This window comes from Caballeronia sp. PC1, from assembly GCF_021353155.1.
Taxonomy (GTDB): Bacteria; Pseudomonadota; Gammaproteobacteria; order Burkholderiales; family Burkholderiaceae; genus Caballeronia; species Caballeronia cordobensis.
Map to the genome: position 1 here is coordinate 2818753 of NZ_JAJUBH010000001.1, position 13995 is coordinate 2832747.

Sequence of the window (13995 nt, forward strand, 5' to 3'; positions counted from 1 at the left end):
ACTAGCTGGCTTCGAAGTCGCGCGTCTCGGCGAAGACGGTCTTGCCTTCGCCGAGACTTTTCGCGCGATACATGGCGCGATCGGCGGCGCGCAGCACGGCGGTCATACCCGTCTGATGCCCGGCCGTCGCGCTCGACAGCAGACATGCGCCGATGCTCGCCGATACCGACACCGGCCGTTCCTGCACCGACGTGATCGCGCCCAGCACCGAATGGATGCTGTCCGCGACCGCGAGCACCGCGGCGCGATCGCGCACCTGATGCGCGAGCACGACGAACTCGTCGCCGCCCAGACGCGCGGTCATGTCGGTCTTGCGCATGCGCTTGGCGAGCGCGTGCGCGAACGATTGCAGCAACATGTCGCCGACCGCATGCCCGTACGTGTCGTTCACTTCCTTGAAGCCGTCGAGATCGATGAGCAGCAGCGCGGTGGCGGCATCGCCATCGCTGGCGGCTGCGGATGCGGACATCGCGCGATCGACGATCTGTTCGAGCGCGTAACGGTTCGATAGTCCCGTGAGCGGATCGGTCGATGCCTGCCGCGCGAGGTCGCGATTGACGCTGCCGAGCCGGTCGACGAGCACGCTCAGATACACCGACGCGCCCAGCACACTCAGACCCAGCCCGATCGCGGCGGGGATATTCGCATTCCACCACGGCTGCCCGATGCTCAGCGTCACGACGATGACGAGCGCCGTCGCGCACGACACGGCGAGCGTGCGCTTGCCGTAGCGGCATCCCGAGCCGATCAGAAACCAGAACATCACCCAGATGAGCGGCAGCGCCGTGGCGCCGCCCACGGCGAGCGCGAGCCCGAGAATCGACTGATCGGCGATGGTCGTCGCGGTGAGGCGCGTCTGCGATGCCGACGCCGAGCGGCTCACGATAAGCAGCGTGATCGCGCCGTAGGACACGTAAAGCCCGACGATGCGCATGACAAGGAACGCATCGCGCGAAGGATGGAGCCACGAAAAGACGCCGTATGCCACGAGAACCGCTGCGCCCATCCAGACACGCAGCGTGGCCTGCTCGCGTTCGGGATTCCGGTGTCCGGACCATGGAAAGACATAGCCCCGGCGTGCCGGTTGATGCGCCTGCTCCATACTGAACCCCTGGATGGTTTTCTTTCTTTTATCTTGCTGTTATGACCTGCAGCCCCGTCGCATGATGCCGGTGAACGTTGCACCGGCGAGCGATCCGCTATTTTGCAGCTTTTTGCGAAGAGGCTGTGTTTCGTGTAACTACTCCTTTGGCACGACTATTTCGACTTCACCGCGATGCGCGACGAATCTCTTCTTTCTCTCGACGGCGAATGGCTGCCGGTCTGCAACAGCGACGACGTGCCGGACGGCGGCGCGCGCGGGTTCATCGTCGCGGATGAAAGGATCGTCGTGTGGCGCGACAGCCTCGGCGCGGCGCATGTGTGGCGCGATTACTGTCCGCATCGGGGCGCGCAGTTGTCGCTCGGGCAGGTGATGCGCGATCAGATCGTGTGTCCGTATCACGGCTGGCGATACGACATCGAAGGGCAGTGTCTGCGCATTCCGTCGAATCCGTCGCTGCGGCCTTCCAAGCGTGCGTGCGCGACGACTTTCGTCAGCGAGGAGAAGTACGGCGTCGTGTGGATGTGCTTCGGCGAGCCCGCGCATGCGCTCGATTTTTTTCCCGAAGCCGCGATTGCCGGTGGCCGCCGCATCAACCTCGCGCCGCAGACGGTGAAGTCGTCGGCGCCGCGCGTCGTCGAGAATTTTCTGGATATGGCGCACTTCTCGTTCGTGCATGCCGGGATTCTCGGTGAGGAGGCGCACACGGAAGTACCCGACTACGAAGTCGTCGCCACCGATGATGGACTGGAGGCGCGGCAGTGCCGGTACTGGCAGCCCGCCGGGATTCCGGGGCAGGGCGGCGGCGCAATGATCGACTATGTGTATCGCGTCAAGCGGCCCTTGATCGCGACGCTCACGAAGATGGCCGGCGGCGGGCTGGGGGCGTTGCATATCATGCTGGCGGCGTCGCCGGTCACGCAGACGGAGACGCGCGCGTGGCTCGTTTCCGTGCATGAAGACGACGCGGTGCATAGCGATCGAGAGCTCTACGACTTCAATATGGAAATCCTGATGCAGGACACGCCGATCGTCGAATCGCAATGGCCCCCGCTTTTGCCGCTGGCGCTCGATGCGGAGTTGCATCAGCGGGCGGATCGGATGGCGGTGGCTTACAGAAAGTGGTTGGCGGGGATGGCGTTTGGATACGGCACGTTGCTTTAACGGTAGTCGGGCACTCCGTCATATTCTTCTCGTTTTGCGAACAATATCTTCTCCGGAGATGGGATTCCCTCATTGGAAGGAAGGCGTCAGCATTGTCGTCGAGACTTCAGACGTGCAGCGATCGGGCGCAAGACACGCGTTCGATGGCCGATTCGCCGCGAAGTCCATCAACTTTGGACGGAGCTTCTAATGAGCAATCAGGCAATTATCGTAGTGGATATCCAGAACGACTATTTCGCGGGCGGGAAATGGGTATTGGCGGGTGTCGACGCCGTTGCGGACAACGCACAGGCGGTCATCAACGCGGCGCGGAAGAACGGCGACCTCGTCGTTCATGTTCAGCACGTGACGCTGGACGCGAACGCGCCGTTCTTCGCGCCTGATACGGAAGGCGTGCAGCTTCATGCAAAGGCGAAGAACCTGCCGCATGAGCGTGTCGTCGTCAAACACCACATGAATCCGTTTCGCGAAACGGGCTTGCAAGCGATTCTCGAGCGCAACGGCATCGAAAAAGTCGTCGTGGTCGGGAACATGAGCCACATGTGCATCGATGCGGTCACGCGCCATTCGGCCGATCTCGGATACGAAACGACCGTCGTACACGACGCCTGCGCGACGCATGATCTCGAATTCAATGGCGTGCGCGTGCCGGCGGCGCAGGTGCATGCGGCGTTCATGGCGGCGCTGCGGTTCGGGTATGCGAAGGTGGTGTCGGCGGCGGAACTGGTGGGGTAGTTGCCTCTGAGGCAGCCAGTCCGACTGAACCGGCTGCACCAGCATTCCGATCGTTCAGGTGGCGTTATGCCTTGGTGAAAACTCGCCGCAGTCGGTCGAACGCCGAGGACGAGGCGGATTTATCTTCCGTTTCGACGTCGACGAAGCCTTCCGGTTGCTTGAAGTCGCTCGCCGCGAAAGCTTCCTGGTGCGCGAAATTAACTTCGTTGTGCATCACGCGATGCGAACCGTCGACGACCTCGTAGGGCCAAGGCGCATCGATCGCCGCGGGACCTGAAGGATTGAAGAATTTGTCCTGGTGATAGACCGGCACGCCAATCGGCGTGGTGTGCATGACAAAACTGAACCTGCTCCTGGCGATGTCTTTGATCGGTCCGCCGCCGTGTGGCAGTTGCGGATGCCAGATCACCGTGTCGCCGGCCTTGACGTCCAGCATCGTCTTTCGAAGCCCTGCCGCCTCGCCTTGTTCGGCGACTGCCTTCTGATATCGATTCCACAAGGGCTGTGAAAAATCGCTGATTTCCTCGGGCGAAGAGAAGAATTCGCTCGCCATCGCAGGCCGGTCGAGTTCCGGCAATTTATGGCCACCCGCCAACACTTCCAATGCGCCGTTGCTCTCATTGGCGTCTTCGAGCGCGGTCCAAACGCCGAAATAGAAGTATTCCGGCTTCGTGCTGAAAACGGGCGTGTCGCGGTGCAGCGGTTGCGCAGACCCACGCTCATAAAAGAGCGATGTGTACAAGCAAGGCGTTGCTGAAAACAAGGCTGTCTGAACGCGCAACGCCATTTCGTTCTTGGAGAACAAATCGAAAAGCTCCGGCATTGCCGCATGCAAATTGATGATCCGCGGGTAATGCCCGTCTTTGTCGAGATACTTGCCGAACTTGTCCATGTTGGCGTCGGCGAATGCCTTGAATCGTGCAATCAGCCGCTCACATGACCTGCGATCGAATCCGCCTCTGATGATTGTGTAACCGTTTTCGATCAGGCTGATCGCATGGCGTCGGACATCTGGTGCGAGATCTTTGAGCCTGGAATCAACTTGCTCGTCGAGCATGAACCACGGACGGACCTGCTGTGAGACGCTGTTTGTAAGATTCATTTCTTTGTCAATCGGTAAAAATTGCGCTTTTCATTAAAATTTATGCACAATTGTCGCACATTCTTACATTTTGTGGGCGAGCGCTTAATTGACAAAGCAGCGAATTCGCAACGCTACGGCTGCGTAGTTTCGACCTTGGCGTCTCGCGGCGATAAGCGCGAGATCGTATTCGGAGCGCACGTGAGCGTTATGGACGCGCGCGTGCATTTGCACGAAGCCGTACAAATCGACGCCGCGAAGTTTGAATTGCGCTAGAGGATTGAAGCGAAGCTTTATTGGCGCGCCCGGCTGGGATCGAACCAGCAACCCCTGCCTTCGGAGGGCCGGAAGCATCGTTCAAAGCGGATCGAGGAAGTTCGGAAAATAACTCAAGCCACTGATTTGTAATCGTATTTAGTTTGTTGACGTCCATCAAGGTGCACCATAGAATTTCCGTACCGTTTCCGTACGGAATGACATGAGCGACCCGATCCAATCCAAGACTGCACGTGACAAACTTCAAGCGCGCCGCGAACCCTACTTCACTCGGCTGCAGACTGGGCTATACGTCGGCTATCGCAAGCTCGTGCAAGGCGAGGGCAGCTGGATAGCGCGCCGACGTAACGACGAAGGCAAGCAGGACTATCAAAAGCTTGACGGGTGCACCAACTACGACGAGGCGGTGAAGGCGACGCTCGAATGGGCTGCAGCGATCGAGTCAGGTGTTAGATCGAAAGGCATGGTCGTCAAAGAAGCGTGCGAACACTATGTAAAGTACCTTGCGCTCCACAAGGGAGCAAAAAGCAAAGCCGACGCCGAGGGCCGCTTCAAGCGCCTTGTGTACGGGGCGAAGCTCGGAAAAGTCGCGCTATCGAAGTTGCGCACATCGGACCTCAACGCTTGGCTTCTGGCTCAAATCGAACTTGATGAAGATGAAGCTGAGGACGAGGACGACTTGCGGCGCGCCAAGGACAGCGCAAATCGAAACCTCGCGTCATTGAAGGCGGCGCTAAATCTCGCGTTGCGTGACCGACTGGTCGCTACCGACGCGGGTTGGAAAACGGTCACGAAATTCAGGGACGTGGGCCGCAGGCGGCAATCCTTCCTACCTGCCGATCAGCGTAAGGCACTAGTGAACGCGTGCGACACCGACATACGGCAGCTCGTGCTGGCCATGTTGCTCACGGGAGCACGCCCAGGCGAGCTAGCCAACGTGAGCGTAAAGCACTTTGACCGGGAACAAGGCACGCTGGCCCTCCAAGGAAAGACGGGCCACAGGATCGTTTCACTCTCGTCGTCCGCGATTGCATTCTTCGAAGCGCAGACGAAAGACAAGATAGCCAACGCCCCAATCCTGACAACCGCATTCGGCCAGCGCTGGAACAAGGATTCGTGGAAGAAGCCATTCAAGATTGCCGTGGCCGCCGCGAGCCTCCCCTCGTCCGTTGTCATGTACTCGCTCCGGCATACGGCAATCGTAAGCGGCCAGCGAACCCGTCTTGACGGGCGAAGGGCTACGCGACAGACGTGAGAGGCTGCCAGTTATGAGGCAGCAAAGATGCGATATCGCACGCTTTGTGGGCCGGCAAGCGTGTCAGGATGTCTTTCAGATACGCGTGGGGTTCGTGCCCGTTCAGTTGCGCTGAGCGAATGAGGCTCATGATCACAGCCCCACGTTGGCCTGCGCGAAGCGACCCCGCAAACAACCAATTGGTCCTGCCGATGGCCCATGGGCGTATTTGATTTTCGACCCAATTGTTGTCGATTGGTACGTGCCCGTCATCGAGGTAGCGCGTCAGCGCCTCCCAGCGCTTCAGGCTGTAATCCAAAGCCTTCGCAATGGCCGATCCGTCAGAAACGAGTTTCCGCTGTGTGACAAGCCATTCATAGAGCGCGTCGCACACGGGCTTGGCTCGGCTTTTACGAAGTTGGCGTCGAGCTTCGACATCCAAGGTCGCGGCATCGCGCTCGATGTCATAGAGCTCGGTGAAGAACGGTAGCGCCTGCTCAGCAAGCTGGCTGCTGTGATTGGCGTGCAGTTCGAAGAATTTGCGCCTCGCGTGAGCTGCGCAGCCGATTTCGGTGATGCCCTGAAGAAATGAGGCCTTGTAACCGCCGTAGTCATCACACACCAGCTTGCCACGCCAGCCGTCTAAGAACGTACGGGCATGCTCTCCAGCTCGGCTGCCCGCGAAGTCGTACACCACCGCGCGAAGGTGACTGAATTGCGTGGACGTATATGCCCACAGATAAGCCCGATGCGTCTTCCCTTGCCGGGGCTGAGCATCTGCACCGGCGTTTCGTCGGCGTGCAACACGCCTTGCTGCAAGATCTCTCGACGAAGGGCGTCGACCAGTGGCTGCAACTGCGCGCCACATGTGCCCACCCACGCTCCCAGCGTGGATCTCGGTATCGCCAGGCCCGCCCGAGCAAAGATCTGCTCCTGACGGTACAGCGGCAAGTGATCTGCGAATTTGTTGACCAGTACCGACGCTAGAAGTCCGGTGGTTGGGATGCCCTTGTCGATGACGTGCGCGGGCACGGGTGCCTGGATTAGCGTCTCACAGTGGCGACATACCCATTTACCGCGAATGTGTCGCTCCACCTTGAACACGCCCGGCGCGTAATCTAACTTCTCGCTGATGTCTTCGCCGATACGAACACGTTCGCATCCGCATTGGCACACCGTGTTGTCCGGTTCGTGACGGATGTCGACACGCGGCAACTGCGGCGGCAAGGGTGCGCGCTTGGACGGTTCGTGTTGGCGCTTGCGTGAAGGCTCGAGCTCTTCGAGCTCTATCTCAATGGCAGCCAGGTCGCCATCAATCGCCTCGTCAAGCAGGCTCATTTGCTCGCTGTTGAGCTGTTCGCTGCGCCGGCCAAACTGCTGGCGCCTGAGCACGGAGATCTCGTGAGTCAGTTGGTCGATGCGAGTTTGTCGGTAATGCAGCTCCCGTTCTAGCTCACCGAGCTCTCGCCGTTTCTCCGTTACCTCCAGATCCTTGGCGTGGACCTCGGCGAGCAGTTGCGCTGCGAGGGCGCGCAACTGCTCTGGATTGAGGTCGTCGAGGTCGGCCGGCGGGTTCATGCAGACCAGTCTGCCAGAACCCCGCAAACGCGAGAAGCAGAACTGTATACGTCGCCCTTAACGCGTCAGATTATGCGTATCACGCCATCTTGGCCGATGCGCTGCCACGGCAGCCCGAGCACCAAGCCCGCCAGTTGCTCGTGCGTGAGCAACTGCTGCTTGGGTTCGCTGCCAGCGTGCGGCCAGACGAACCGCCCCTCGTTCAGCCGGCGCGCTGCCAACCAGATGCCGATGCCATCGTGGACGAGAACCTTCAGTCGGTTGGCGCGGCGGTTGGTGAACAGATAGGCGTGGTGCGGATGCGCGGCGCCGAACACCTTCACCACGCGCCCCAACGCCGTGTCGAAGCCGGCCCGCATGTCCAGCGGATCGACTGCTAGCCAGATCTCGTCGACACGAATCACCGCAGCCACTCGCGCAGCCACGTCGCGCATTGCGCGGCTTCGGAGACCGGCCAGCTCACGGTTATCGACTGACTGCCCCGGCGAACTTCGACACGGATCTCCGTCGAGGCTACCTCCTTTACTCCCATAGCAACAGGGACGAACGCTGGTAGGGGTGTCGATTGAGCTTCTGCCGGGCCTTCAGACAAACGCTTTGGAAGTTTGCCTTCTGCCTGATCAAGCCAGCGGCGCAATAGATTCGCGTTGAGCCGATGTTCCAGCGCCACGGCCGACACTGACACGCCGGTGCCTTGGCAAGCGGCGACAACGCGCGCCTTGAATTCTTCGGTGTAGCGCCGACGACGGCGACGCGTCGGCAACGCCTCTTCTTCGATAGTGTTCACGTGTCCGCTTATTCGCTTTAGTGGACACGATACTCCCAACTGTTTCAGCTACATTCAAGGTGAGTTGCCGAGCCGCTTACCGGCAATCAGCGAAATGATCGCAAATGGCATCGACAGTTTCGAGGTCGCCCGCATGGCCGGTACATCCACTGAGATGATCGACAAGCACTACGGCCATCTACGGCACGACCGAATGCGCGCAAAACTGGATGCAATCGCAATTGTGTAGTCTCGACCAATATGCTGGCGTCAGGGGATCGCTAAAACGGCAATTCCAATTGGGTTTGCACGACCTGCAAGCGAATCTTCCCTCGGACTACAGCTCGATCGCGATCCAGTTCCACTGTTAGAAGAAACGGAGTTTTTCCCACCCTTGGCATCGGCATTTCAAACGCCAGCCGTTGCTGAAGTTCATGCAATGACGCGATATCTGTCTTGAAGGTAAAAAGCTTTTCTATGCCTCCATCGACATTTCGCATGTCCGGTCGGCGATACCGTGCTTTCGACGGCACGGCCATCGGCTCGGTGATTGCGGGTGCCGACTGATCCTGCAATTCCTCCACTGACAGGTCGCCGCCGGAGCCCTCTCCATTGTGGAGCAGCTTCCCTATAGATTGTGGAGTCGCGGTCTTAAGCAGCATCAGCCCCTTTTCAAACCCGCCCCGCTTTTTTCGCTTCTTGAGTCGTTCCCCATCCAAACTCGCCTGATCGATATTGAGCGCTGCGGCGAGCGCCAGCAGCACCTCTTGGACATCAGCCAGCTCGCCTAACAGCTCATCCCCCGAGCCCGCATCAAGAGCTTCGAAGGCCTCTTCCACGAGCTTCTGTCGGAGGGCGCTGACCAGCGCGTCACCCTTCAGCGCAACGGACTCAACCTTCTCCCCACGGTCCCGGATCATGTCAGGAATGCCATCCCTGACCAACTTGTGAAACTCGACGACTTCTTCGCCTGCTCCAAACAGATCGACGCACTCGACGCGACAACCCTCTCTACTCAACATGTAGTAGGCATGCGAGAGAATCCCGCCGGACAGCTCTACGACGAAGCCAATCTTCTTGGCAAGTTGCGCCAATTCAGCAGCAAAACTCGCATTACGGATCAACTCAGTATCAACGGGAGCCATCACAACGCGCTCGATCGTCTGCCCCCCTTCAATGGAGCTTTTGAGGTGCTCCCAATCGGCCGCGTGTCGAATGACGACATCATGCGACGAGCGCCGTTTTCGCCGAGGGGCGGCCTTAGGTCCGCTCTCAAGGACTGACGGACTATGGAACCACGGCAGGACGCGATGGAGCGTAGCTTCGGGATGATTGTCCACAAACCACATCACGGAAGTAGCCTTAGTGGATCGCTCCGCAACCCGCCGTGTAGTCTGCGCGATTTCAAATATCCATTGCGTCCGCGTAATGCTTCGGGCCCAATCGTGCGCCGCGTCTGTGATCTGCGGAACCCAATGACCCTCCTCATCGGCTGCGATAAATGTGCCCTTGTATCGCAAGCGCTCGCGCAGCCCGTAAGCCAGATCACCGCCAATTTCGGTGTTCCCAATGACCTTGCTGCCGGTATCGACCTCGAACGTGTCGTGCGAATGCCAATAAAGCCCCTCCGGGATACCCCACAACGATTCGATTCTAACGATCGGATTTCCCGGTTCCGCGCGTGCCCACGCGGACGCGACGGACGGAATAAAGTGATGTGCAATCAAGCACAAGCCGGCGTCGGCCAGTTCAGAATCCCGCACAAAACTTGCGAAAGTACCCGTAAGCCAGCTCTTCGCGTCAGCTAGTGAGCGAAGTTCATCACTGCGCGGCAACATCTCGCGCTTCGCGCTCGGAATGCCGGTACCATCGGTTCGAATAATGAACGGTCGCTGAGTTAAAACGCTGAGATCGGCTGCGAGTTCGTCCGTCAGGGCGCCATTGAGCAGCGCGCTGAGGACCGCCTGTTCGTCAAGAACATAGAACGGCGGCATCCGATACCCTAGGTCCGAATACAGTTTTGCGTTACGCAGCTTGCCGTACGTTGCAAACTCCGCTTCTCCCGCAGCGCGAAATGCGTGCAACTCATCGGTCTTAAGCACTGGGATGTGCTTTGGAATGACCGACCTCGGATCGATTCCACCACTGACCGATGCGTCATCGGCCTGAACAAGCCACACTGCGCTACGGTCCCAAACCCATTCCAAGTGCAGGCGGGACGAAAATCGCATAGCCCACGCGCCCACTCGCTTAAGGACGATTCCAATTGCCGTTCGCGCGCTGCATTCCAATCTTGTCGATGTCTCGATCGCTTTCCCACTGCGCCACGTTCTAACCGCCACAGGCTCGGTGCGGCCAAACTCACCATTGGCCGGCTCAAATTCTGCAACCCAATCCCTCGGCTCGTGGCTAAGACGGCGTTCGTTCGACAAATGCCCCTTTTCTGCGACGGCAACGCTTTTTTGCACGACGAGGTGTATCGCTCCTGCTCCCACTGGCGCGATCGTGGCGAGCCGTTGAGTAAGTTCCTTCGCGCGAGTCCATATCTCGCGCGCGACACACTCAACCGAGTCGAGCTGTCCGCGCACGTGCAACGTCTCGGCGACCCCACTCGATCGAATAAATACTGGTGTGTGATCAACGAACTCGACCGAACTGAGCGCCTCTTGAATCGCCTGCGCGATATATTCCTCAGTCGCCCCGTCAACCGGCCCTGTCAGGCAGTCGGCAGAAATGACGAAGAAAGGGGGAACCCACTGTGCTGGCAGGGTGCTGAGGCCAACTGCTTTCCAGCCAACTATCGCCGGTGTGATTTCAGCCGTGTCAAGCGTTCGCAGCCCGCTTGTCGTAATGATTCGAAGCGGGTTGATTGGCGATGGCACGGTGGAATCGGAACGCATCCGATTGGGACGACGATTATTTGCCATCGCCCTTAGCTGGTGTCCCGCTCGGTTTCGATCCTTCGCGAGTACTGAAAATGACTTCGGCGATTTCGGTCATCTTGGCCAACGCCTTGTCGCCGAAGTAGCCCGTAATGAAGCCTAAAGAGAGGAATGCAGGTGCCTTACTCGCGCTGATGGTCAAACCCAGAAAACCCGCATCCATGAGGGTCCCCACCACAAAAGCCAACGACCCCGCGAGCAACGGCGACATCACGCGCCAGAGACACCGGTCTTGATGCCAATAGCCCCTGGCCACCACATGGTACAACCACTTAATTCCGAAGAGCGTCCCGCCCAGCACGCCTCCCAGAAAAAAGTAGCCATATCGGGAAAACACCGGCCGACTGCATATGACACAGCCACTCCACTTCACAAAGAGGCCGCTCCACACGAAAAAAATCATCGCGAGCGATCCCATTGAAATTGCAGCAACGAGGGTAGCCTCGACACGAATTTGACGTCGGGCTTCAATCGGATAGCGAGACTTCCATTCAAGACGGGCCCGTCCGTCCGCTTCGTCGTGCGGGATGACGTCAGGAACTACGGAGGTGTCGCCCGTTCCCTCTTGTGCGTTGGCGTTGGCGTTGGCGTTGGCGTTGGCGTTTGCGTTGGCCTCGCCGGATGCCGAACCCGTGTCGCCATCAACCCCCTCACCATCGGTAGCGGCAGCGCCATTCCCAAATGCCCCGGTCTGCGGCTGTTCGTTATCAGTCGTTCTTTCCGATGTCATAGCGCCTCGGTCTAGGCCGCCGCAGCCGTCAAGCGCTCGCCAGCCAACTCCCCGACTCGCTGCGCCGTTCGTTCGGTTCTGTCGGCAAACGGGAAGAGTCGGTAATCGGACTGCTCCGACACACCGACAGATGCAGCCAAAATTTTGCGGAAAAATTGCGACTCTGGCCGCTTGACGAGCGAGACATAAGACGAGGTCGCGAGCGCTCCGACCGAGTCCGCCATCAACAGATATTCACTGCCCCTCGTCCATCCATCAATATCTCGCGCCGAACCACGAATCCAAGCACGGTCTCGATCGCCTTCAAGGACACATTGAACGAACGAGCCGCTAAACGGCACAAGGTGCAGATGGGCATGATCGGTGCCGCAACCTGTGAGCGAGCCATGCGTCCTGACGCCATGCTCGAATATGACAACTTGCCCGTACGCAGACGACACTACACTTGCAACGTCCGAGGCGAACGCCTCAAACGCTGGCTGACGATAGTCTCCGGAGAGATTGAGCGTGTGGCGTTTCGCACACACAAGCGTCCATCCTTCGACGAATCCGCCGATTGATGCAATCGCGTAGTAGTCGTCAGACTCCATCAACACGCGATCATGGCTGAGGTGAGCCTCCCCCGCCCCAATACGGCAGAAACGGCATTCCGACCCAAGCGATTTCATCCGGTTGCTGGCCATAACGACCTCCCTTCATCAATGGTGCTCATTTTACTACCCGGTGGTCCTAGGTCGACTTCTTCAGCCGACCGACCGAGGGACACGCAACGAGTTCGAGAAGAACATCACCTCGCGCCCCATTCGGGTAGTTCTCGCGTTGTGCAATAGATCAAACCCTCGTGCTTTGATACCACCATACAACGTTCTGATTTGTGGGACGTCATCGTACGACACGACCCATGGCGCGTCGATATCATCGACCGCTGCGCGGACCTTCGCGTGATCGCCGGGACTGTATGCGTTCATATATAGATCTGGCCCTTTTTTAAAATAGGGCGGATCGAGATAGATCAGCTTCTCCCGCCGGTGTCGGCGCAGACGCGACAGGAATGCTAGCGCGTCCAAGTTCGAGAGGTGTATTCGAGACCGATGCTGGCCGACGCGCGCAACGCGCGATGCCAAGTCTGCTTTATTAAAGCGGGCATCGAGCTTCCATTCCCCGCTTTGCGCTTTGCCCCCGATCATTCCACCATTCATGATGCCCGAATGGTTTGTCCGATTGAGGAAAAAGGTGGCGAACCCGAGGTCAAATGGGTCGGCTCGTGGGCCGAGCAAGTAAACATCTCGCTGTCGCTGCCACTCGTCCGGGGTAACCTCGACGGCTGCAATTTGATCAACGAATCGCTGGTTATGTTCCAGTATCGCCGACCAAAACGAATATATAGCGACGTCAAGGTCGTTCAAGTGTATCGCCCCGACCTTGTCCTGAAAAAGCAGGCTAAGTGCAAGAGATGCCCCCCCCGCATAGGGCTCCGCGTAGTCGATCCCCTCCAATCTGTTCGCGGCAATCAAGCGATTAAAGAAAGAGGCGATCCGCCACTTCCCGCCGGGATACCTAAGGGGCGATGCGGTTTTCATTTTGTTCTTGTCTTCCCGAGTTTGGTGAATCGTCCACGACAGCGCGGCCCGAAGTTTACCCGAAGCCAAATCTCCCCGACCGGATCGAAAAAGCCTCTGTGCTGGGCCCTGCTGTTTTGAAACCGGTTGCAAATGGCGTCGCCATCGCCTGAAGTCTACTTAGCCGGCTGTGCTGCTCGACTCTTGGCTCTGAGAATAGACTGTCGGCTTGTGCCAAACTCACGGGCCAACTGCGACACTGTCGCCCCCTCTTCTAGGCGACGGACAATGACCAACTGCTGGTCCTCATTGACCGCCCTTGGCCGACCGAATGTAGTGCCGGCCGAACGCGCACGGCGAATTCCCGCCATCGTGCGTTCCTGCAATAAATCCCGCTCAAACTCTGCTACTGCTGCAAGAACCTGCATGGTCATTCGACCGGCCGCGCTTGTTAGATCGGCGCCGCCTAAAGCTAGGCAATGCACCTTTACTCCAACGTCTGCCAAGCGATCAATCGTCGCACGAACGTCCATCGCGTTTCGTCCGAGGCGATCGAGCTTCGTGACGACGAGCACGTCTCCCTCTTCCAAGCGGTCAACGAGTTTGACGAACATCGGCCTCATGGATGCCGGTACTGCTCCGGAGATGGTCTCCTCGACGACGCGCCGAGGCGCAAGCGCAAATCCTGCGGCGACAATTTCGTTTCGTTGATTCTCGGTAGTCTGGCTGATCGTTGAAACCCGGCAATATGCGAAGACTCTCCCCATTTTCCTATCCTGTCCGAAATAGATGTACGAAACAATAGCAGCGTACAAAAATATGTCAAGC

General features: G+C 58.6%; 12 protein-coding genes and 1 pseudogene. 3 read left to right on the forward strand and 10 right to left on the reverse strand.

The genetic code is table 11. The annotated features are described in order from the left end of the window. Nucleotide 1: 1 nt before the first annotated feature. Nucleotides 2-1102: a GGDEF domain-containing protein gene (locus LY284_RS13450; RefSeq protein WP_233386718.1), complete on the reverse strand. Its 1101-nt coding sequence runs from the start codon at nt 1100-1102 to the stop codon at nt 2-4. Between the two features lie 174 nt (nt 1103-1276). Between LY284_RS13450 and LY284_RS13455 the strand changes: the two genes are divergently transcribed. Both LY284_RS13455 and LY284_RS13460 read left to right on the forward strand, forming a co-directional pair. Continuing rightward, nucleotides 1277-2266, forward strand: coding sequence for an aromatic ring-hydroxylating dioxygenase subunit alpha (locus LY284_RS13455; protein ID WP_233386720.1), 990 nt, complete (start codon nt 1277-1279; stop codon nt 2264-2266). A 189-nt stretch (nt 2267-2455) separates the two neighbouring features. Beyond that, nucleotides 2456-3001, forward strand: coding sequence for a cysteine hydrolase family protein (locus LY284_RS13460; protein ID WP_233386722.1), 546 nt, complete (start codon nt 2456-2458; stop codon nt 2999-3001). Between the two features lie 64 nt (nt 3002-3065). Here the strand turns inward: LY284_RS13460 and LY284_RS13465 are convergent, their stop codons facing one another. After that, entirely contained in the window at nt 3066-4103 is a 1038-nt protein-coding gene (locus LY284_RS13465; RefSeq protein ID WP_233386724.1) for a phytanoyl-CoA dioxygenase family protein, read from the reverse strand. A 457-nt stretch (nt 4104-4560) separates the two neighbouring features. On the opposite strand from LY284_RS13465, the gene LY284_RS13470 reads away from it, so the two are divergent. Then, a complete protein-coding gene (locus tag LY284_RS13470; protein WP_233386726.1) occupies nt 4561-5613 on the forward strand; it encodes a site-specific integrase in 1053 nt (350 codons plus the stop codon). Here the strand turns inward: LY284_RS13470 and LY284_RS13475 are convergent. The 8 genes and pseudogenes from LY284_RS13475 to LY284_RS13510 form a co-directional block, all read right to left on the reverse strand. Next, nucleotides 5597-7170, reverse strand: a pseudogene (locus tag LY284_RS13475) (IS66 family transposase). The gene LY284_RS13470 and the pseudogene LY284_RS13475 sit on opposite strands and share 17 nt — an antisense overlap. Before the next feature lie 65 nt (nt 7171-7235). Then, complete coding sequence (gene tnpB, locus LY284_RS13480) at nt 7236-7604, reverse strand: IS66 family insertion sequence element accessory protein TnpB (protein WP_014194149.1); 369 nt, start codon at nt 7602-7604, stop codon at nt 7236-7238. Next, a complete protein-coding gene (locus LY284_RS13485) occupies nt 7571-7957 on the reverse strand; it encodes a transposase (RefSeq protein ID WP_014194150.1) in 387 nt (128 codons plus the stop codon). The genes tnpB and LY284_RS13485 overlap by 34 nt, the downstream gene beginning before the upstream one ends. Nucleotides 7958-8217: 260 nt before the next feature. Next, a complete protein-coding gene (locus LY284_RS13490) occupies nt 8218-10863 on the reverse strand; it encodes a nucleoside triphosphate pyrophosphohydrolase (RefSeq protein ID WP_233386728.1) in 2646 nt (881 codons plus the stop codon). Beyond that, nucleotides 10853-11608, reverse strand: coding sequence for a hypothetical protein (locus LY284_RS13495; protein WP_233386730.1), 756 nt, complete (start codon nt 11606-11608; stop codon nt 10853-10855). Before LY284_RS13495 ends, LY284_RS13490 begins: the two co-directional genes overlap by 11 nt. Nucleotides 11609-11619: 11 nt before the next feature. Beyond that, a complete protein-coding gene (locus LY284_RS13500; RefSeq protein WP_233386732.1) occupies nt 11620-12291 on the reverse strand; it encodes an HIT family protein in 672 nt (223 codons plus the stop codon). Between the two features lie 60 nt (nt 12292-12351). After that, nucleotides 12352-13188, reverse strand: a complete 837-nt coding sequence (locus tag LY284_RS13505; protein WP_233386734.1) for a DNA adenine methylase — start codon at nt 13186-13188, stop codon at nt 12352-12354. Between the two features lie 155 nt (nt 13189-13343). Further along, nucleotides 13344-13934 carry a recombinase family protein gene (locus LY284_RS13510; RefSeq protein WP_233386736.1) on the reverse strand — a complete coding sequence of 197 codons (591 nt, stop codon included), beginning with the start codon at nt 13932-13934 and terminating at the stop codon, nt 13344-13346. Between the last annotated feature and the right edge of the window lie 61 nt (nt 13935-13995).

Bases quoted from the DNA above. Each gene is read 5' to 3' on its own strand.
- LY284_RS13450 (WP_233386718.1), bottom strand. From the start codon at position 1,102: ATGGAGCAGGCGCATCAACCGGCACGCCGGGGCTATGTCTTTCCATGG.
- LY284_RS13455 (WP_233386720.1), top strand. From the start codon at position 1,277: ATGCGCGACGAATCTCTTCTTTCTCTCGACGGCGAATGGCTGCCGGTC.
- LY284_RS13460 (WP_233386722.1), top strand. From the start codon at position 2,456: ATGAGCAATCAGGCAATTATCGTAGTGGATATCCAGAACGACTATTTC.
- LY284_RS13465 (WP_233386724.1), bottom strand. From the start codon at position 4,103: ATGAATCTTACAAACAGCGTCTCACAGCAGGTCCGTCCGTGGTTCATG.
- LY284_RS13470 (WP_233386726.1), top strand. From the start codon at position 4,561: ATGAGCGACCCGATCCAATCCAAGACTGCACGTGACAAACTTCAAGCG.
- tnpB (WP_014194149.1), bottom strand. From the start codon at position 7,604: ATGCGCGACGTGGCTGCGCGAGTGGCTGCGGTGATTCGTGTCGACGAG.
- LY284_RS13490 (WP_233386728.1), bottom strand. From the start codon at position 10,863: ATGGCAAATAATCGTCGTCCCAATCGGATGCGTTCCGATTCCACCGTG.
- LY284_RS13495 (WP_233386730.1), bottom strand. From the start codon at position 11,608: ATGACATCGGAAAGAACGACTGATAACGAACAGCCGCAGACCGGGGCA.
- LY284_RS13500 (WP_233386732.1), bottom strand. From the start codon at position 12,291: ATGGCCAGCAACCGGATGAAATCGCTTGGGTCGGAATGCCGTTTCTGC.
- LY284_RS13505 (WP_233386734.1), bottom strand. From the start codon at position 13,188: ATGAAAACCGCATCGCCCCTTAGGTATCCCGGCGGGAAGTGGCGGATC.
- LY284_RS13510 (WP_233386736.1), bottom strand. From the start codon at position 13,934: ATGGGGAGAGTCTTCGCATATTGCCGGGTTTCAACGATCAGCCAGACT.